Source organism: Streptomyces sp. AC555_RSS877, from assembly GCF_019049245.1.
Taxonomy (GTDB): domain Bacteria; phylum Actinomycetota; class Actinomycetes; order Streptomycetales; family Streptomycetaceae; genus Streptomyces.
Map to the genome: position 1 here is coordinate 20,762 of NZ_JAGMUK010000054.1, position 18,238 is coordinate 38,999.

The window sequence follows — 18,238 nt, forward strand, 5'->3', positions numbered from 1 at the left end:
ACCCCATGGCCATTGTCGGTTCAGGTCGCCAGGGTGTGCAGATTCTCGTGTTCCGGGTCCTGGCTCGACGATCCCGCGTGGTTCACCCGGACATGGGATGCCTTTCCCGGCCGACCGCGTCGAGCAGCAGCTTGGCGGCCACCGTCGCCCCGTCGGTGCGGATGGTGCCGGCCAGGCCCCTCGCCCGTGCGCCGGTCTCGGGAGCCAGGGCCGCTTCGAGGGCTGCCGACAGGGACTCGAACGTCGGAGCCGGACCGTCGTGTGCGGCACCGATGCCCAGCTCGGCCACCCGGCCGGCCCAGTACGGCTGGTCCGCGATCTGGGGAACCACGACCTGGGGCGCCCCGGCCCCGGCGGCCGTCGTCGTCGTCCCCGCGCCGCCGTGGTGCACGACCGCGGCCACCCGGCCGAACAGTGCCTGATGGTTGACCTCGCCGACAGGGAGGCAGTCGGCGAGGTCGTCGATCAGACCCAGGTCGGCCCAGCCCTGGGAGACGAGGGCGCGGCGGCCCTGCGCACGGACCGCCTCGATGGCCACCCGGGCGGCGTCCGGTGACGCGCCCATGGGCATGCTGCCGAAGCCCACGTACACCGGTGGTGTGCCGGCGTCCAGGAACGCCGTCACGTCGGCCGGGAGCGGGCGCTCGTCCGGCAGGGTCCACGCGCCGGTCTGTACGACGTCGAGGTCGGGCGTCTCCTGCCACGGGTCCAGGGCCGGGTCCGTCGCCAGCCACGGCCGGTCACCGATGACGTAGTCGCGGACGTCGGCCACCGGGGGCAGGCCGATCGACGCCCGGTTGGTGTTGAGCGCCTCACCGAACAGGGTGTTGATGCTCTGGGCGTCCAGGTCCCACAGCACCCTGGTGTCGGTCACCTCCGGCGGGAGCGGCCGGCCCGGATACGCCAGCGGCCGGCGCCGCGGCGACGGCAGGGTGAGCTGCTGGAAGGTCACGGACACGGAGGGGATGCCCAGTTTCTCGGCCACCGACCGCGCTCCGGCCGCCGCCGAGATCATGCCGGTCGACACCAGCACGTCGCATCCCTCGGCCGCCGCGGTGACCGCGTCCAACTGGGCGGCGATCACTTCGGCGGCGCGCTGAGGCAGGGACGACGGCGGCGGCGCCGCCTTCGTCAGCGCGCGCGCCGACGGACCGACGGGCAGCAGCGGCACGCCGACACCGGCCAGCAGCTTCGCGAACTCCTCGTCCGCCGGCGCGCACACCCGAACCTCCGCGCCGAGTTCCCGCAACCGCACCGCGAGTCCCGCCATCGGTTGGACGTCCCCGCGCGACCCGTACGTCGACAACAACACGCGCACTTCGCGGCTCCCAGTTTTCCGTGGATTTCCAGCTCAGGTCGGCGATTCTGCGGCATGACCGGGGCCTTGCCGCAAGCCCCCCCGTGCGCTATACGTTGTAAGTGGCGGGGAGTGCGTCGCGCCTCCAGGGGCGAGGCGCGGATGACGCCACCGTCGGCGGCGCTACTGCCGATACCCGCTCAGGAACCGCCCGATCCGCCCGATGGCCGCCTCCAGGTCGTCCGCGTAGGGGAGGGTCAGGATGCGGAAGTGGTCGGGGGTCGGCCAGTTGAAGCCGGTGCCCTGCACCACCTGGATCTTCTCCCGCAGCAGCAGGTCGAGGACGAACTTCTCGTCGTCGTGGATCTTGTGGACCTTGGGGTCGAGACGCGGGAACGCGTACAGCGCGCCCTTCGGCTTCACGCAGGACACACCGGGGATCTCGTTGAGCTTCTCCCAGGCCACGGTCCGCTGCTCGTGCAGACGTCCGCCCGGCTCGGTCAGCTCGCGGATGGACTGCCGGCCGCCGAGCGCGGCCTGGATGGCGTACTGGGCCGGAGCGTTGGCGCACAGCCGCATGGAGGCCAGCATCGTCAGGCCCTCCAGGTAGTCGCGGGCGTGCTGCCGAGGACCGGTGACGACCATCCAGCCCGAGCGGAAGCCCGCCACCCGGTACGTCTTGGACAAGCCGCAGAAGGTCAGGACGACCAGGTCGGGGGCGAGGGCCGCGGCCGAGTGGTGCACGGCGTCGTCGTACAGGATCTGGTCGTAGATCTCGTCGGCGAGGACCAGCAGGCCGTGCCGGCGGGCCAGGTCGAGGATGCCCTCGACGATCTCCTTCGGGTAGACGGCACCGGTCGGGTTGTTCGGGTTGATGATGACCACGGCCTTGGTACGGTCCGTGATCTTCGACGCCATGTCGTCCAGGTCGGGGTACCAGTCGGCCTGTTCGTCGCACAGGTAGTGCACGGCCTTGCCGCCGGCGAGGGTCGTCACCGCGGTCCAGAGGGGGAAGTCCGGGGCGGGGATGAGGACTTCGTCGCCGTCCTCCAGCAGCGCCTGTACGGCCATCGAGACCAGCTCGGAGACGCCGTTGCCGAGGAAGACGTCGTCGACGCCGACCTCCAGGCCGAGCGTCTGGTAGCGCTGGGCGACCGCCCGGCGGGCGGACAGGACACCGCGCGAGTCGGTGTAACCGTGCGCCTGGGGCAGCATCCAGATCATGTCCTGGAGGATCTCCTCCGGCGCCTCGAAGCCGAACAGCGCGGGATTGCCGGTGTTCAGCCGCAGCACGCTGTGGCCCGCCGCCTCCAGCGCGTCGGCGTGCTCGATCACCGGACCGCGGATCTCGTAACAGACCTCGCTCAGCTTGCTCGACTGCCGGAACTCCATGCGCTTACGCCCCTCCGGTTGTGGTGTTGCTTGGTTTTACCAAGTTCGAGCTTGGAAAGTCCAACGACATGTCTAGACTGCGTCGCATGTCACCACGCCGAAGCTACGACCAGTACTGTTCCGCCGCCCGGGCGCTCGATGTCGTCGGCGACCGCTGGACACTCCTGATCGTCCGGGAGCTGCTCGCCGGTCCGCGCCGCTACACCGACCTGCACGCCGACCTGCCGGGCGTCAGCACGGACGTACTCGCCTCGCGGCTGAAGGACATGGAACGGGACGGCCTCACGACCCGGCGCAGGCTGCCGCCGCCCGGTGCGGCGTTCGTGTACGAACTGACCTCACGGGGACGCGAGTTGCTGCCGGTGCTCCAGGCGCTGGGGCGCTGGGGGCAGGCCGAGCTGGGCGAGCGGCGGCCCACGGACGCCGTACGGGCGCACTGGTTCGCGCTGCCGCTCCTGCGGGCGCTGGAAGGCGAGGGACTCGTCGAAGTACGGCTCGAGGAGGGCGAGTTCCATCTGTACGTCGGCGCCGAGGACGGTCCCGTGTACGGCGACGGGCCCGCTCCCGCGGAGCCCGACGCGCGGCTGGTCCTGGACACCGGGACGTGCCTGGCGGTCGGCCGGGGGGAGCTGAGCGTGCCGGAGGCGGTGCGCGCCGGCCGTATCGAGGTGACGGGCGAGGGTGCTCTCGCGAAGGAGCTGCGCGAGGCCTGAACGCGAAAAGACCCGCCGTGCCGAAGCACGGCAGGCCTCTTGACGGTCAATCAGGCACCTGGCGGCACCCGCGACGGCCGCCCCGACCCGCGCGTCAGCGAGTACCCGCCGACCCCCGCGAGCGCGGCCAGAACGCCACCGAGCGCGGTCCACACCCACCGGTCGGACCACCAGCCGGAGGACCAGCCGTCGTCCGGCTCGATGCTGGACAGCACGGCGGAGGCGGACGCGTCGTCCTCGTCGGTCTCGGAGGTGACCGCGATGCCCGGCACCAGGGGTTCGCCGAGCGAGCCGTCCACCGCGGCCGAACCACCGATGTCCTTGGAGTCGACCCGGAGTTCGGTCTCGACCGGCAGGCCCAGGTCGGCCGTGGTGAGGCCGACGGCCGTGAGGCGGACGTAGTACGTCCCGGGCAGCGGGTCGTTCGCCCACGGCTCCGACCAGGCGCGGACCGTGCGCAGGACGCAGGCCAGCTCCACGGAGGCCGCGTCCGCCGCCGCGCCGCGCGTCTGCGCCCCGTACTGGCAGGCCTGGCGGCGGCGCAGACCGTCGTACACGTCGATCTGCCAGGTCTCGGCGGCGTGCGTCTCGGGCAGTTTCACCGTCGCCCTGACGGTGGGGCGCTGCCCGGCGTCCGCGGGGAACGACCAGTACAGGTAGTCGCCCGCGGAGCCGTTCGCGGTGGCCGTCCGGCCCTGCTCGATCTCGGTCGCCGTACGGAAGGAGGTGCCCGCCTCGGTGGGCGCCCCGCCGTCCGTCGAAGCCGAGGGAGTGGGCGAGGAGTCGGCCGCGGCCGGCGCGGCCGCGAGGCCGAGCATCAGCAGGGAAGCGCTGAACGCGCGGGTGATCCGCATCAGTTGGTCCTCCAGACCGCGAGCCGCCAGCGTGACAGCCAGCCCCAGACCAGACCGGCGAGGAAACCGGTGAGGATCAGCGCGCCGAGCAGCCACCAGCCGCGCCCGAGGCCGAAGGAGGCCACGTCGCTCGCCGGCGACGGCCCGTCCACCACGTCGACGGTCAGTTCCAGCGGCAGACCCGGCGTGGTCTTCACACCGGAGGCGGCGGAGAAGGAGTGGGTGACCTGGAGACACACGGCCTCGGCCGGCGCGTCCTCCTCGTCGCTCTCCGCCTCGGGGTACCGCAGCCCCGTCGAGACCACGTCGGTGCGGCCGTCGCCCGCGGCCTCCCCGCGCACGATCTCGCGGCCGTGCGCCGTGACCGCCCGCAACAGCACCCCGTAGGAGGGGTTCACGGCCCGGTCGGCGCCCACGCTCACCGAGGCGCGCAGCTCCTGGCCGGGCTCGACGTCCACCCGGTACCAGCGCTGCTGCCCGAACTCCTCGCGGTCGGTGTACAGACCGGACTTCACGGTCGGCGCCTCGGCGCACCGGGCGGCGCCCTCCACGGCCACCGGCACCACCACTGGATCGGCGGCGCGGTCCACCAACTGGTTGACCCGGTCGGTGAGTTCGTCGGTGTGCTCCACCGAGGTGTACGTCCCGCCGGTCGCTTCGGCGATGCAGCTGAGCTGCTGCCGCATCTTGGCGTTCGGGACCAGGCCGAGAGTGTCGATGGTCAGCCCGATGCCCTTGGCGGCGATCTCGCGGGCCACCTCGCACGGGTCGAGCGGGGCGCAGGTGTCCTCGCCGTCGCTGATGAGCACGATCCGCTTGGAGCCGTCGCCGTCGAAGTCGCCGGCCGCCTTGAGGAGGGCGGGGCCGATCGGCGTCCAGCCGGTGGGGGCGAGGGTCGCCACCGCCGTCTTGGCCTCGGTGCGGTCCAGCGGGCCGACCGGGTAGAGCTGCGCGGTGTCCTTGCAGCCCGTCTTCTGGTCGTCGCCGGGGTAGTTGGCACCGAGGGTCCGGATGCCCAGGTCGACGTCCTCGGGCGTGGCGTCCAGCACCTCGTTGAACGCCTGCTTCGCGGCCGCCATGCGCGTCCCGCCGTCGATGTCCCGGGTCCGCATGGAGCCGCTGACGTCGAGGACGAGGTCGACCTGGGGGGTGGTCTCGCCGGTCGGTTCGCCGGCGAGGGCCGCGACCGGGAAGGCGATCCCGGCCGTCAGGGCGGCGAGCAGGGCGCACACTCCCGCCGCCAGCCGTTTACTTGTGATCATCGGCGGATCCTATTGATCAGGGGTGCCGGGCTCCAAAACGGCCCTTCAGCGCAGCGGACCGGGCAGCTGTGTCCACTGGTCGCCTGGAGTCCCCGGCGACAGCCGCATCAGCGTCAACGCCTTGGCGGGCAACGGCTCTTCGAGCAGCGCGGTGAGATCGGGAGTACGCGGAAGGTCTCGTACGGCCGTCCCCAGCGCGTCCCGCAACGCCGCCCCCGACCCCGCCGTACCGGCCAGCGCGCCGGCCACCAGTGAGCCGAACAGCTTGCGGCGCAGGGTCGTTTCGTCGTCCGTGACGATCCGTCCGGTCAGCGCCGGGACCGGGATGCCGTGCCGGGCCAGCCGGGCCGGGCTGACCCGGATGTCGGCGAGGTCGCGGTAGACCAGGCGCAGCGGGGCGCCGGTCGCGGACAGGACGACGAGGAGGTTCTGGCCGTGCGCCTCCAGGGCAACGCCCAGCTCCAGGAGGCGCAGGCCCACCGTGAGGGCGAGGCGGGTGAAGTCGGCCAGCCAGGCGGGGGAGTCGGGCAGTCCGGTGGCGGCGAGGGCGGCCACCGGCAGGACCCGTTCGCCGAGCTCCCTCGCCGCGTAGTCCTGCGGCGACTGGCGCAACACCGCCGCCAGGTCAGGGGAGTTGGCGGTGGCCGCGCCCAGGGTGCGGGTGATGTGCAGCAGGCCGTCCAGGCGGGCGGCCAGCGCCTGGGCGAACGCCGACAGGGTCGCGGACAGGGCGATCGAGTAGACGGAGATGTCCCGCACCGAGGAGGTCAGCCGGGCGCTCAGCGCGGTCTTGACGTGCGGCCCGTCCGGCAGCGCGAGGGTGCGCAGGGCCATCAGGGGGTGAGCCGGGAGCCCTTCCTCGCTCGGACGCTTGAGCACATGCTCCGCCTGCCATGGGTGTACCGGCACCAACAGCCGCCCCCCGTCCCGCATCTCGTCCGGCCAGTCACCCGTCACCAGGCACTCGCCCGCCGGAACCGGCACCAGCCCCAGCCGCACCATCGGCCCGTGCTCGGGCCCGTAGGCGAGCTGCTCGGCCACCGAGAAACCGGGCCGGGAGCGGCAGCCCGGATGAAACGGATGCCCGTCGACCACCCGCTGCTCCCACTCCCAGTCGTACACCGGCCACTCTTGCGAGTGGGCCGGCGCACCGGCTCGCGACAGCGCCAACGACGCCACACTGTGGCCGAGTTCGGCCGCGAAGTCCTTGCCGTGCGCGACGGCGAGGTCGCTCATCAGCCGCGCCGGATCGTCGTACGACAGGTGGTCGAGCCGCACCTCGGTGACGTACGCGGCGGTGGCGTACGGGTCCGGGTGCGGGCCGTCCAGCCGGCGGCCGTCCGAAAGGCGCACCGCGAGACCGTCCCGGCCGGCGGCGCGGCCCGCGACCCACGGCAGCGGCTCGTGGGCGAGCGCACGCCACAGCCGGGTCAGCACGGCCGCACGGGCACCCGGCAGCTCGGCCGTGTACCGCGGCACGAGGTCGGGACGTACGGCGGCCAGCTCGCCGGCGACCTCGGCCTCGGCGGTGAAGGGACGGTGCACGGGGGGGCTCCTCGGGTACGAAAGGGATGTCACGACAGGGGGTGACGACAGACATACTGATCGTCTCCGCCCGAACGGACCGTAGAGAACGAGTGGAACGCGTGGATCTCATCCCCCCGCCCGCCGCCGACGACGCCGCACCACGCGACGACGTGGCGGACCGCGCCGACGCGTACGCGGCGGCGCCCCTTCTGAACTGTCTGCTGCGGGAGGTGGCCGAACCCCTCCCGCCAACCGGCGAACCCGGCGCACACCGGGTGCACCGGCTGCCGGGGGGCAGACTGCTGCGGGTGCGCGGGCAGCGGCGGCCCGCCGCACCCGAGGTGTGCACGGCGGACGGCTGGCAGCCCGTCAGCCATCCCGAACTCGTCAAACTCGTGGCCGAGGAACTGGTCCGCCACACCGGCCTGTCCAACCACGAACTGCCCGCGGAGATGCTCGACAGCCGGGACGCGGTGGCCGCGCTGCTCACCGCCCGTGCCCGGGCGACGCCGCCCGAGGACCCGTACCTGCTCTCTGAGCAGTGCCTCATCACCGGCCACCCCCACCACCCGGCGCCCAAGGCCCGCGGCGGCGGCCCCGCCGCCGGCTGGCTGCCGTACGCCCCCGAGGCACACGCCCGCTTCCCGCTGACACTGCTCGGGCTGCGCGCGGACAGGGTCGTCGAGGAGGGCGACACCTCGGCCCTCGACGCGCTCGGCGAGGCCCCGCCCGGCTACCGACTGCTGCCCGCCCACCCCTGGCAGCTCGGCCTCGTCGCCCGCGACCTCGCCCCCGCCTTCGCCGACGGCCGCCTGGTCCACCTGGGCACGAGCGCCCGCGCGACCTGGCCGACGGCCGCGATCCGCACGCTGTACGCGCCCGAACGCGACCTCTTCCTGAAGTTCAGCCTCGACGTGCGCATCACGAACGACGTCCGCCGGCTGTGGCGCCACGACCTGCTGAGCATGCGCCGCACGGACACGGCGGCACGCGAGGCGTTCGCGGCGATCGCCGGCCCGGCGGCCTGGCTCGGCGACAACGGCTACCGCACCGCGGACTTCGCCTTCGAGGAACTCGCCGTCCTGGTCCGCGACGGACTGCGCGACCGGGTGGTGCCCGGCGCGACCCCCCTGCTGGCCGCCGGCCTGGTGGAGGGCTTCGGCGGCAGCCCGCTCGCCGCCGCCGGGGACCCGGCGGCGTGGTGGGAGGCCTATCTCGCCCAGGTCGTGCCCCCGGCCCTCGCGGCCTTCGCCGACCACGGCGTCGTACTCGAAGCACACCTGCAGAACACGCTGGTCGCCGTGGACGCCGAGGGAACACCGGTGCAGGCGCTCTTCCGGGACTCCGAGGGGGTCAAGCTGCTGCCGGACGTGTCCCGGGCCGCGGGCTGGGAGCGGCTGGTGTACTGCCTGGTCGTCAACCATCTCTGCGAGGTCGCCGGGGCCCTGGCCGAACACCATCCCGGCCTCGACCCCTGGCCCGCCGCCCGCCGCGAACTGTCCCGGCACCACCTCCCCGAGATCACCGACCTGCTCGCCTCGCCCACCCTGCCCGGCAAGACCAACCTCCTGCTGCGCTGGACCGGCGCGGACGGTGCCGACGCCCGCTATCTGCCGCTGCCCAACCCCCTGACGGGGTGAGCACTGGCATACCCTGGCCGGTGTGCTGCGCGATGTGACTGCTGTCCGATACGTGAACCCGTTGCGGTCCGGCGGCTCCGTGCCCGGAGTCGTCGAGGCCGACGACCTGGGGACGTACGTCGTCAAGTTCACCGGCTCCGCCCAGGGCCGCAAGGCGCTGGTCGCCGAGGTGATCGTGGGCGAACTGGCCCGCGCCCTCGGACTGCGTTTCCCCGAGCTGGTCCTCGTCCACTTCGACCCCGCGATCGCCGACCACGAGCCGCACCAGGAGGTGCGCGAACTCCACGGGGCCAGCACGGGACTGAACCTCGGCATGGACTACCTGCCGGGCGCGAAGGACTTCACACCCGAGGTCGCCAAGACCTTCCGCGTCGACCCGCTGGAGGCCGGCCAGGTCGTCTGGCTGGACGCTCTGACCGTCAACGTGGACCGTACGGTGCACAGCTCCAACCTCATGATCTGGCCCACCTTCGGGACCGTACCGCCGCGCCTGTGGCTGATCGACCACGGGGCCGCGCTCGTCTTCCACCACCGCTGGGACGGATCGGATCCCAAGAAGGCGTACGACTTCCGGCACCACGCGCTCGGCCACTACGCGCCGGACGTGCGGGCGGCGGACGCGGAGCTGGCGCCCCGGGTCACCGAGACGCTGCTGCGCGAGATCGCGGCCGAGGTCCCCGACGCCTGGCTGGCCGAGGAGCCGGGCTTCGCCACCCCGGACGACGTCCGCAAGGCGTACGTCGACTACCTCCACGCGCGCGTGCGGGCATCCGCGTCCTGGCTCCCCACCGACTTTCCCACCCGGGAGGAACTCGCCGCCGAGGAAGCCCTCCGTGCAGCGAAGACACAGCGAGGCCGGCCGGACTGGCTCAAGCGGGTCCCCGACCTGCACGGCAAACCGGCGGCGGAACAGGATTGGTCGGTGCACCTCCAATGAGTGACCTTCAGCGCGTCGAGATCGAGTACTGCACCCAGTGCCGCTGGCTGCCGCGGGCCGCCTGGCTGGCGCAGGAACTCCTGACGACCTTCGAGACCGAGCTCACGGAGCTGTCCCTGAAGCCCGGCAAGGGCGGGATCTTCGTGGTCAGGGTCAACGACGAGGTCGTCTGGGACCGCGGTGAGCAGGGCTTCCCGGAGCCGACCGCGGTGAAGCAGGCCGTACGCGACCGAGTGGCCCCGGGAAAGTCCCTGGGCCACTCGGACAAGTGAGGCCCTTCTCTAGCCTCGCAGCTGCTCGTACGCCGGCAGCGTCAGGAAGTCCGCGTAGTCCTCGTCGAGCGCGACCTCCAGGAGCAGGTCGTGGGCCTGCTGCCAGTGACCGGCGGCGAAGGCCTCCTCGCCGAGCTCGCTCCTGATGTTCCGCAGCTCCGTGGCGGCGACCTCGCGGGCCAGCTCCGGCGTCGCCTTCACGACATTCCCTGCGTGCTCGAACTCCACGCCCGCGTTGATCCACTGCCAGATCTGCGAGCGGGAGATCTCGGCGGTCGCCGCGTCCTCCATCAGGTTGAAGATGGCGACCGCGCCGAGACCGCGCAGCCAGGCCTCGATGTAACGGATGCCGACCTGGACCGCGTTGACGAGACCGTCGTACGTGGGCCTGGCGTCGAGGGAGTCGACGGCGATCAGGTCGGCCGCCTTGACGTCGACGTCCTCGCGCAGCCGGTCCTTCTGGTTCGGCCTGTCGCCGAGGACCGCGTCGAAGGAGGCCATGGCGATCGGCACCAGGTCCGGGTGGGCCACCCACGACCCGTCGAAGCCGTCGTTCGCCTCGCGGTCCTTGTCGGCCTTCACCTTCTCGAACGCGACCTTGTTGACCTCCTCGTCGCGCCGGGAGGGGATGAACGCCGCCATGCCGCCGATCGCGTGCGCGCCCCGCTTGTGGCAGGTGCGGACGAGGAGTTCGGTGTACGCGCGCATGAACGGGGCCGTCATCGTCACGGCGTTGCGGTCCGGCAGGACGAACTTGGCGCCGCCGTCACGGAAGTTCTTGACGATGGAGAACAGGTAGTCCCAGCGGCCGGCGTTCAACCCGGAGGCGTGGTCACGCAGTTCGTAGAGGATCTCCTCCATCTCGTACGCGGCCGTGATCGTCTCGATGAGCACGGTGGCGCGGACGGTGCCCTGGGGGATGCCGACGTAGTCCTGCGCGAAGACGAACACGTCGTTCCACAGGCGGGCTTCGAGGTGCGACTCGGTCTTCGGGAGGTAGAAGTACGGGCCCCTGCCGAGGTCGAGCAGCCGCTGGGCGTTGTGGAAGAAGTACAGGCCGAAGTCGACGAGGGCGCCGGGGACCGGGCTGCCGTCGCTGTCGACGAGGTGCCGCTCGCCCAGGTGCCAGCCGCGGGGCCGCATGACGACGGTGGCGAGCTCGGCGTCGTCCTTGAGGGCGTACGACTTGCCGGACCTCGGGTCGGTGAAGTCGATGTTCCGGGTGTACGCGTCGACCAGGTTGATCTGACCGAGGACGACGTTCTCCCAGGTCGGCGCGGAGGCGTCCTCGAAGTCCGCGAGCCAGACCCGGGCGCCCGAGTTGAGGGCGTTGATGGTCATCTTGCGGTCGGTGGGGCCGGTGATCTCGACCCGGCGGTCGTTCAGGGCCGCGGGGGAGGGGGCCACCCTCCAGGAGTCGTCCGCGCGGATCGCGGCGGTCTCCGGGAGGAAGTCGAGCGTGGAGGTACGGGCGATCTCGGCGCGGCGCTCCGCACGGCGGGCGAGGAGCTCGTCACGCCGGGGCGTGAACCGGTGGTGCAGCTCGGCCACGAAGGCGAGGGCCGCGTCGGTGAGGACCTCCTCCTGCCGGGGCAGGGGCTCGGCGTCGACGATGGCCAGCGGGGACGGCGCTGGTGCGGACATGAGCTGTCACTTCCTTCAGCGAGCGTGGCACCGGGTGCCAGTCGACCACGGTACGGCGGGGGACGCCCGGGGAGCAGACGGGCGCTTCTGGACAGTGGATACTAGTTTCCTCATCGTGGAACTTCAATGGTTTGTTGATGTCGAGATTCTTCGGGTCGAGGGAGGGTGGCGCTCAGTGCCACCCCGCTCACTCAAGGTGCTTCAGGTCCGCGGCCGTGTCGATGTCGTACGGCTGAGCCACGTCCCCGCACTCGACGAGCGTGATCGCCTCCTCGTGCGCCTTCAGATAGGCGCGTGCCCCCCGGTCGCCGGTCGCAGTCTTGGCGATCCCCGCCCAGTGGGCGGCGCCGAAGAGGACCGGGTGGCCGCGCACACCGTCGTAGGCGGCGGAGACCAGCGACTGCTGTGACGTGTGAGCCGCGAGCACGCGGCCGGCCGCCTCCGCCCCGATGCCGGGCTGGTCGACGAGCGAGACCAGAGCAGCCTCCACGCCCGTACCCGCGAGCGAGTCGAGCCCCGCCCGCAGGGACGAACCCATGCCGTCGGCCCAGTCCGGGTTCTCCACGAGTACGCAGTCGCCGAGCTCCGCCCGCTCCCGTACGGCGGCGGCCCCGGCCCCCAGGACCACGTGGACCCGGGTGCAGCCGGCCGCGCGCAGTACACCGACCGCGTATTCGACCAGCGGCCGCCCCCGGTATTCGAGCAGCGCCTTGGGGCGTCCGCCGAGCCGGCGCCCGCCACCCGCGGCGAGAAGCAGCCCGGCCACCTGCTGTGCGTTGTCGGTCATGCGTCCTGCATACCTGACGCCCCGGCAGGCACCCGGTTCCCCTGGGCTTGATTTCGGTCCGCGCAGTGGCGCACCCGGCGCCGAGTGGCGTTTACTGACCCGCGTCCCCCGGCGCCCGACCAGCGCGCAGGGAGTCGCGGTGGGAGCGGAGAAGGTGCGGGCGCACAACGGCGCGCGAGGGGGGAAGCTGTGTTGCGGAGCTTGGGGCAGAGACCGGTGAGCGGCGGCGACGAGGACCTGAGAGTGGCGGAACTGCGGGCCGCGGTGTCCCGGCTGCGCCGCCAACTCGCCGCGCACCCCGCCGAGTTCCCGGACCGTGGCATCGCCGAGGACGAACTCGCCGCGCTGGCCGCGATGACGATCGAGGGGGCGCCCGAGATTCCACGGCTGCGGCGGTCCCTGTTGGTGATCGCGGGGGCGATCGGCTCGGTGAGCGCGCTGTCCCGGGGGTTGTCCGAGGTGCGCGACGCGGTGGAGGGGTTCGGGCAGCCGCCGCGGCGGTGAGGACCACGCCGCTCGACGCCCTCGCGGGCCCGGCCTCCGGGTGCGGCGGCCCTGCCCGGTCGGTGCCGTCGGCGGACCGTCAGGCGGCCGGACCGCCCGAACTCGCCAGCACCTCCGACAGCTCCGCCGCCACCTGCTGGAGCACCGGCACGATCTTCTCCGTCGCCGCCTCCGTGACCCGGCCCGCCGGGCCCGAGATGGAAATGGCCGCCAGGGTGGGGGAGTTGGGGACGGACACCGCCAGGCAGCGGACGCCGATCTCCTGCTCGTTGTCGTCGACCGCGTAGCCCCGGCGCCGCACGTCCGCCAGCGCCGCGAGGAAGCCCTCCGGTGTGGTGATCGTCTTCTCCGTCGCGGCCGGCATGCCGGTGCGGGCCAGCAGGGCGCGCACCTCGCCGTCCGGGGTGTTCGCGAGCAGGGCCTTGCCGACGCCCGTGGAGTGCGGCAGGACGCGCCGGCCGACCTCGGTGAACATGCGCATCGTGTGCTTCGACGGCACCTGCGCCACGTAGACGATCTCGTCGCCGTCCAGCAGCGCCATGTTCGCCGTCTCACCGGTCTCCTCGACCAGCCGGGCGAGATGAGGGCGCGCCCAGGTGCCGAGCAGACGGGAGGCGGACTCGCCGAGGCGGATCAGCCGCGGGCCGAGGGCGTAGCGGCGGTTGGACTGCTGGCGTACGTATCCGCAGACCACCAGGGTGCGCATCAGGCGGTGGATGGTCGGCAGAGGCAGCCCGCTGCTCGCGGAGAGCTCGCTGAGACCGACTTCGCCGCCCGCGTCCGCCATCCGTTCCAGCAGGTCGAAGGCGCGCTCGAGGGACTGGACTCCGCCGCTGGCGGACTTCGCGGAGTCGGTGGTGCTGGCGCTGGACGTCGGCACGGCGCGTTCCTTTCGGGACAGGCGGGAAGGGCAGAAGCCTACCCGTGGGTCGGTTGACTCCCCGATGGTGCGTAGCTACGTTCTGCTTGACGGAATTCTAATTCCGCCTTGTGGAAACGTCCAGAGTGAGCCCCTTTGTGGTCCCCTGGGGAAGTGTGCCCTTGACGGCGTGAGGGCGGGAGTGAAGACTCCTTCAACAGAACGTTGAATTCCGTTACGTGAAAGTAAATCCCGTTTCCCGGAAGTAAAACGGCACACACGCAGCGTGAGAGGGGCCCGGGTGTCCGACGGAGAACTGGTACTGCGCTCGACGCGCGTCATCACCCCGGAAGGGACCCGCGCCGCCTCGGTCGCGGTCTCCGCCGGGACGATCACGGCCGTCCTGCCGTACGACGCCGAGGTGCCGGCCGGTGCCCGCCTGGAGGATGTCGGCGAGCACGTCCTGCTGCCCGGCCTGGTCGACACCCACGTGCACGTCAACGACCCCGGCCGCACCGAGTGGGAGGGCTTCTGGACCGCCACCCGCGCCGCGGCCGCCGGCGGCATCACCACCCTCGTCGACATGCCGCTCAACTCCCTCCCGCCCACCACGACCGTCGACCACCTCCGTACGAAGAAGGCCGTCGCCGCCGACAAGGCCCACATCGACGTCGGCTTCTGGGGCGGCGCCCTGCCCGACAACGTCAAGGACCTGCGTCCGCTGCACGAGGCCGGCGTCTTCGGCTTCAAGGCCTTCCTGTCGCCCTCCGGCGTGGACGAGTTCCCGCACCTCGACCAGGACCGGCTCGCCCGGTCCCTCGCCGAGATCGCCTCCTTCGGCGGCCTGCTGATCGTGCACGCCGAGGACCCGCACCACCTGGGCGCCGCCCCGCAGCAGGGCGGGCCCAAGTACGCCGACTTCCTGGCCTCCCGCCCGCGGGACGCGGAGGACACCGCGATCGCTCAGCTCATCGCCCAGGCGAAGCGCCTCGACGCGCGCGTCCACGTCCTCCACCTGTCCTCGTCCGACGCGCTCCCGCTGATCGCGGCGGCCAAGGCGGAGGGCGTCCGCATCACGGTCGAGACCTGTCCGCACTACCTCACCCTCACCGCCGAGGAAGTCCCGGACGGTGCCAGCGAGTTCAAGTGCTGCCCGCCGATCCGCGAGTCGGCCAACCAGGACCTGCTCTGGCAGGCGCTGGCGGACGGCACCATCGACTGTGTGGTCACGGACCACTCGCCGTCGACGGCGGACCTGAAGACGGACGACTTCGCGACGGCGTGGGGCGGCATCTCCGGACTCCAACTGAGCCTGGCGGCGGTGTGGACTCAGGCGCGCAGGCGCGGCCACGGCCTGGAGGACGTGGTCCGCTGGATGTCGACGCGGACGGCCGCCCTGGTCGGCCTCGATCGGAAAGGCGCCATCGAGGCCGGCCGCGACGCCGACTTCGCGGTCCTCGCGCCCGACGAGACGTTCACCGTGGACCCGGCCGCCCTCCAGCACCGCAACCGCGTCACGGCGTACGCGGGCAAGACCCTGCACGGCGTCGTGAAGTCCACCTGGCTGCGCGGCGAACGCATCGTCGCGGACGGCGAGTTCACCGACCCGAAGGGCGAACTGCTCACCCGCACCCCCTGATCCCCTCTCTCGTTTCCGCTCCCGCACCCGCAGCGGCCGACTCCTGAAAGGCACACTTCGTGACGGCGCAGCCCGCATCCCCTCCGGCTCGTTTCACCGGCGACGCGAACCCCTACGGAGGCGGTGACCCGTACGCGGACTACCGCACCGCCGACTTCCCCTTCACCCAGTACGCCGACCTCGCCGACCGGCAGCTCGGCGCCGCGGTGATCGCCGCCAACGACGAGTTCTTCGCCCAGCGGGAGAACCTGCTGGTTCCCGGGCCCGCCGAGTTCGACCCCGAGCACTTCGGGCACAAGGGCAAGATCATGGACGGCTGGGAGACCAGGCGCCGCCGCGGAGCCTCCGCCGGCCACCCGTGGCCCACGGCCGAGGACCACGACTGGGCGCTGGTCCGCCTCGGCGCCCCCGGCGTCGTCCGCGGCATCGTCGTCGACACGGCCCACTTCCGCGGCAACTACCCGCAGGCGGTGTCGGTCGAGGGCACGTCGGTGCAGGGGTCCCCCTTGCCGGAGGACCTGCTGTCCAAAGACGTGAAGTGGACGACGCTGGTCCCCCGCACGGCGGTGGGCGGCCACGCGGCGAACGGCTTCGCGGTGTCGGTCGAACAGCGCTTCACGCACCTGCGCGTCAACCAGCACCCCGACGGCGGCATCGCGCGCCTGCGCGTGTACGGCGAGGTCGTCCCGGACCCGAAGTGGCTGGAGGTCCTCGGCACCTTCGACGTGGTCGCCCTGGAGAACGGCGGCCAGGCCGAGGACGCCTCCAACCTCTTCTACTCACCGGCCACCAACACCATCCAGCCGGGCCGCTCGCGCAAGATGGACGACGGCTGGGAGACGCGCCGCCGCCGCGACCAGGGCAACGACTGGATCCGCTACCGACTGGTCGCCCGGTCCCGGATCCGCGCGATCGAGATCGACACGGCGTATCTGAAGGGCAACAGCGCGGGCTGGGCGTCGGTGTCCGTGCGGGACGGAGCGGACGGCGCGTGGACGGAGATCCTTGCGCGCACCCGCCTCCAGCCCGACACCAACCACCGATTCGTCCTCCCGGAGCCGGCCGTCGGCACGCACGCGCGCGTGGACATCTATCCCGACGGCGGGATCTCCCGGCTGCGGTTGTTCGGCTCGCTGACGGAGGACGGCGCCGCGGCACTGGCGACGCGTCACCAGGGGCTGGGCGGCTGACACAGGGGGTTTTCGCCCCCGCCGCCCCTTCCCTTTCCCGTCCTTCCGGGGCTCCGCCCCAGACTCATCTCCTCAAACGCCGGAGGGGCTGAATTTCAGCCCCTCCGGCGTTTGAGGACGAGGCCCTTCGGGCCGAAAGCGGGGTCTGGGGGCGGAGCCCCCAAGGACGGGAAGGGAAGGGGCGGCGGGGGCGAAACCCGTCGTCCACCGAGCGCCTGCAGGCCAGGACGAGGGCACTCACACTTGCCGATGAGTTGCGGGTGCCGGTGGGGTCTGCCCTCATGGCAACAGACCCCACTCGCGACAGGAGGCCCCGCAATGGGCAAGCTCGTCCTCACTTCCTTCGTCACCCTCGACGGCGTCCACCAGGCCCCCGGCGGCCCCAAGGAGGACACCCGAGACGGCTTCCGGCAGGGCGGCTGGACCGTCCCGTACTGGGACGACGACTTCGGCCGGTTCGTCAACGGCGTCTTCGACCGCGTCGGCGCCTTCCTCCTCGGCCGTCGTACGTACGACATCTTCGCCGCGTACTGGCCGAAGAACACCGACCCGGCCGACCCGGTCGCCTCGAAGCTGAACGCCCTGCCGAAGTACGTCGCCTCCGCGACCCTCACGGACCCCGGCTGGTCCGGGACCACCGTGATCGGCGGCGACCTGGCCAAGGAGGTCACGGCTCTCAAGGAGGTCACCGACGGCGAGCTCCAGGTGCACGGCAGCGGTGCCCTCGCCCGGTCGCTGCTCGCCCTCGACCTCGTCGACACGGTCCACCTGCTGACCTTCCCGGTCGTGCTGGGCGCCGGTCGCCGCCTGTTCGCCGAGGGCGCCGTACCGACCGCCTTCCGGCGCACCGGCGGGCAGATCACGGGCGCGGGCGTCTCCATCCAGTCGTACGACGTGACCGGCCGCCCGGAGTACGGCACCTACGAACTCCCCGAAGGTTAACTCTCCGAAAACTCATCGGACTTGACGGGAAAATCTCCGAAGTTGTCATTGACATGCCATCATCTACGCGCGTCATCATGGGGTCATGAGATTCCCCCCACGCGCCACCCGGATCGGTGCCGCCGCCGCTCTCCTGTCCGCCCTTCTGGTGGGCGGCAGCGTCACCGCCACCTCGGCGAACGCGGCCGCCACGGCGGTCGGCAGCATCTGTTACAGCGACCTGCCCTCCCAGGCCCACGACACGCTCGACCTGATCGAGCAGGGCGGCCCCTACCCCTACTCGCAGGACGGGACGGTCTTCCGGAACCTGGAAGGCGTCCTGCCCGGCCAGTCGACCGGCTACTACCACGAGTACACGGTCATCACCCCCGGCTCGTCCACGCGCGGAGCGCGCCGCATCGTCACCGGTGAGGAGTACCAGGAGGACTACTACACGGCCGACCACTACGCCTCGTTCGACCTGGTCGACCACGACTGCTGAGCCGGTGCGTCACTTCCGGCTCTCGGCCACGGCGAACAGCGCGAACGCCAGCACGACCAAGGTGACGCTCGCGTAGACGCCGTAGCCGTCGAGGAAACCGATCCGTTGCACGAACCCCACGTGCCAGTCGGTGAACTCGTGCAACAGGCCCATCGCGCCCTGCACCAGGGCAAGAAAACCGAGTAGCTCCAGCAGCTGCTTCATGGAAAAGACCCTCGCCCCGCGGACCCCCCACCCACATCGGCCGCGGGGCGAGGCCCGTCCGACGGAAGTCCCCGATCCGGCCGGGCCGCCGCGC

At 71.9% G+C, this 18,238-nt stretch carries 18 protein-coding genes; 9 read left to right on the top strand and 9 right to left on the bottom strand.

What is annotated here, in order from left to right:
* Nucleotides 1-82: 82 nt before the first annotated feature.
* Nucleotides 83-1,270 (bottom strand): glycosyltransferase, encoded by a 1,188-nt coding sequence (locus KUM49_RS23760; RefSeq protein WP_254401715.1) that lies wholly within the window; start codon nucleotides 1,268-1,270, stop codon nucleotides 83-85.
* A 210-nt stretch (nucleotides 1,271-1,480) separates the two neighbouring features.
* Nucleotides 1,481-2,689, bottom strand: coding sequence for a pyridoxal phosphate-dependent aminotransferase (locus tag KUM49_RS23765; protein WP_217238948.1), 1,209 nt, complete (start codon nucleotides 2,687-2,689; stop codon nucleotides 1,481-1,483).
* Nucleotides 2,690-2,775: 86 nt separating this feature from the next.
* On the opposite strand from KUM49_RS23765, the gene KUM49_RS23770 reads away from it, so the two are divergent.
* Nucleotides 2,776-3,402 carry a winged helix-turn-helix transcriptional regulator gene (locus tag KUM49_RS23770; RefSeq protein WP_217238949.1) on the top strand — a complete coding sequence of 209 codons (627 nt, stop codon included), beginning with the start codon at nucleotides 2,776-2,778 and terminating at the stop codon, nucleotides 3,400-3,402.
* Between the two features lie 50 nt (nucleotides 3,403-3,452).
* On the opposite strand, the gene KUM49_RS23775 is transcribed toward KUM49_RS23770, so the two are convergent.
* From KUM49_RS23775 to KUM49_RS23785, 3 genes are read right to left on the bottom strand one after another with little or no spacing between them, the layout of a single operon-like run.
* A complete protein-coding gene (locus KUM49_RS23775) occupies nucleotides 3,453-4,256 on the bottom strand; it encodes a hypothetical protein (RefSeq protein WP_217238950.1) in 804 nt (267 codons plus the stop codon).
* Nucleotides 4,256-5,518, bottom strand: coding sequence for a VWA domain-containing protein (locus KUM49_RS23780; RefSeq protein WP_217238951.1), 1,263 nt, complete (start codon nucleotides 5,516-5,518; stop codon nucleotides 4,256-4,258). The genes KUM49_RS23775 and KUM49_RS23780 overlap by 1 nt, the downstream gene beginning before the upstream one ends.
* Nucleotides 5,519-5,563: 45 nt before the next feature.
* Nucleotides 5,564-7,063, bottom strand: a complete 1,500-nt coding sequence (locus tag KUM49_RS23785) for an IucA/IucC family protein (RefSeq protein WP_217238952.1) — start codon at nucleotides 7,061-7,063, stop codon at nucleotides 5,564-5,566.
* A gap of 92 nt (nucleotides 7,064-7,155) precedes the next feature.
* Here KUM49_RS23785 and KUM49_RS23790 point away from each other — a divergent pair, with 92 nt between their 5' ends.
* Genes KUM49_RS23790 through KUM49_RS23800 form a run of 3 tightly spaced genes read left to right on the top strand, consistent with a single transcriptional unit; the run spans nucleotide 7,156 to nucleotide 9,894 of the window.
* The gene (locus tag KUM49_RS23790; RefSeq protein WP_308406708.1) at nucleotides 7,156-8,685 is read left to right on the top strand and encodes an IucA/IucC family protein; all 1,530 of its coding nucleotides are present in this window, start codon (nucleotides 7,156-7,158) and stop codon (nucleotides 8,683-8,685) included.
* 22 nt (nucleotides 8,686-8,707) lie between these two features.
* The gene (locus KUM49_RS23795) at nucleotides 8,708-9,622 is read left to right on the top strand and encodes a HipA family kinase (protein WP_217238954.1); all 915 of its coding nucleotides are present in this window, start codon (nucleotides 8,708-8,710) and stop codon (nucleotides 9,620-9,622) included.
* Nucleotides 9,619-9,894, top strand: coding sequence for a SelT/SelW/SelH family protein (locus KUM49_RS23800; protein WP_217238955.1), 276 nt, complete (start codon nucleotides 9,619-9,621; stop codon nucleotides 9,892-9,894). Before KUM49_RS23795 ends, KUM49_RS23800 begins: the two co-directional genes overlap by 4 nt.
* A gap of 9 nt (nucleotides 9,895-9,903) precedes the next feature.
* On the opposite strand, the gene aceB is transcribed toward KUM49_RS23800, so the two are convergent.
* Together aceB and KUM49_RS23810 are read right to left on the bottom strand one after the other, a co-directional pair.
* Nucleotides 9,904-11,538, bottom strand: coding sequence for a malate synthase A (gene aceB / locus KUM49_RS23805; protein ID WP_217238956.1), 1,635 nt, complete (start codon nucleotides 11,536-11,538; stop codon nucleotides 9,904-9,906).
* Nucleotides 11,539-11,725: 187 nt separating this feature from the next.
* Nucleotides 11,726-12,325 carry an NTP transferase domain-containing protein gene (locus KUM49_RS23810; protein ID WP_217238957.1) on the bottom strand — a complete coding sequence of 200 codons (600 nt, stop codon included), beginning with the start codon at nucleotides 12,323-12,325 and terminating at the stop codon, nucleotides 11,726-11,728.
* A gap of 189 nt (nucleotides 12,326-12,514) precedes the next feature.
* On the opposite strand from KUM49_RS23810, the gene KUM49_RS23815 reads away from it, so the two are divergent.
* Nucleotides 12,515-12,829, top strand: a complete 315-nt coding sequence (locus KUM49_RS23815; protein WP_217238958.1) for a DUF5955 family protein — start codon at nucleotides 12,515-12,517, stop codon at nucleotides 12,827-12,829.
* A gap of 79 nt (nucleotides 12,830-12,908) precedes the next feature.
* Here KUM49_RS23815 and KUM49_RS23820 read toward each other — a convergent pair whose 3' ends face one another.
* Nucleotides 12,909-13,709 (bottom strand): IclR family transcriptional regulator, encoded by an 801-nt coding sequence (locus tag KUM49_RS23820; RefSeq protein ID WP_217238959.1) that lies wholly within the window; start codon nucleotides 13,707-13,709, stop codon nucleotides 12,909-12,911.
* A 280-nt stretch (nucleotides 13,710-13,989) separates the two neighbouring features.
* Here KUM49_RS23820 and allB point away from each other — a divergent pair, with 280 nt between their 5' ends.
* The 4 genes from allB to KUM49_RS23840 all read left to right on the top strand — a co-directional run bounded on the left by allB (nucleotide 13,990) and on the right by KUM49_RS23840 (nucleotide 17,940).
* Entirely contained in the window at nucleotides 13,990-15,327 is a 1,338-nt protein-coding gene (gene allB, locus KUM49_RS23825; RefSeq protein WP_217238960.1) for an allantoinase AllB, read from the top strand.
* 59 nt (nucleotides 15,328-15,386) lie between these two features.
* The gene (alc, locus tag KUM49_RS23830) at nucleotides 15,387-16,517 is read left to right on the top strand and encodes an allantoicase (protein ID WP_217238961.1); all 1,131 of its coding nucleotides are present in this window, start codon (nucleotides 15,387-15,389) and stop codon (nucleotides 16,515-16,517) included.
* Nucleotides 16,518-16,835: 318 nt separating this feature from the next.
* Complete coding sequence (locus KUM49_RS23835; protein ID WP_217238962.1) at nucleotides 16,836-17,459, top strand: dihydrofolate reductase family protein; 624 nt, start codon at nucleotides 16,836-16,838, stop codon at nucleotides 17,457-17,459.
* 85 nt (nucleotides 17,460-17,544) lie between these two features.
* Nucleotides 17,545-17,940 carry a ribonuclease domain-containing protein gene (locus KUM49_RS23840; protein WP_217238963.1) on the top strand — a complete coding sequence of 132 codons (396 nt, stop codon included), beginning with the start codon at nucleotides 17,545-17,547 and terminating at the stop codon, nucleotides 17,938-17,940.
* 9 nt (nucleotides 17,941-17,949) lie between these two features.
* On the opposite strand, the gene KUM49_RS23845 is transcribed toward KUM49_RS23840, so the two are convergent.
* Entirely contained in the window at nucleotides 17,950-18,144 is a 195-nt protein-coding gene (locus KUM49_RS23845) for a hypothetical protein (RefSeq protein ID WP_217238964.1), read from the bottom strand.
* Between the last annotated feature and the right edge of the window lie 94 nt (nucleotides 18,145-18,238).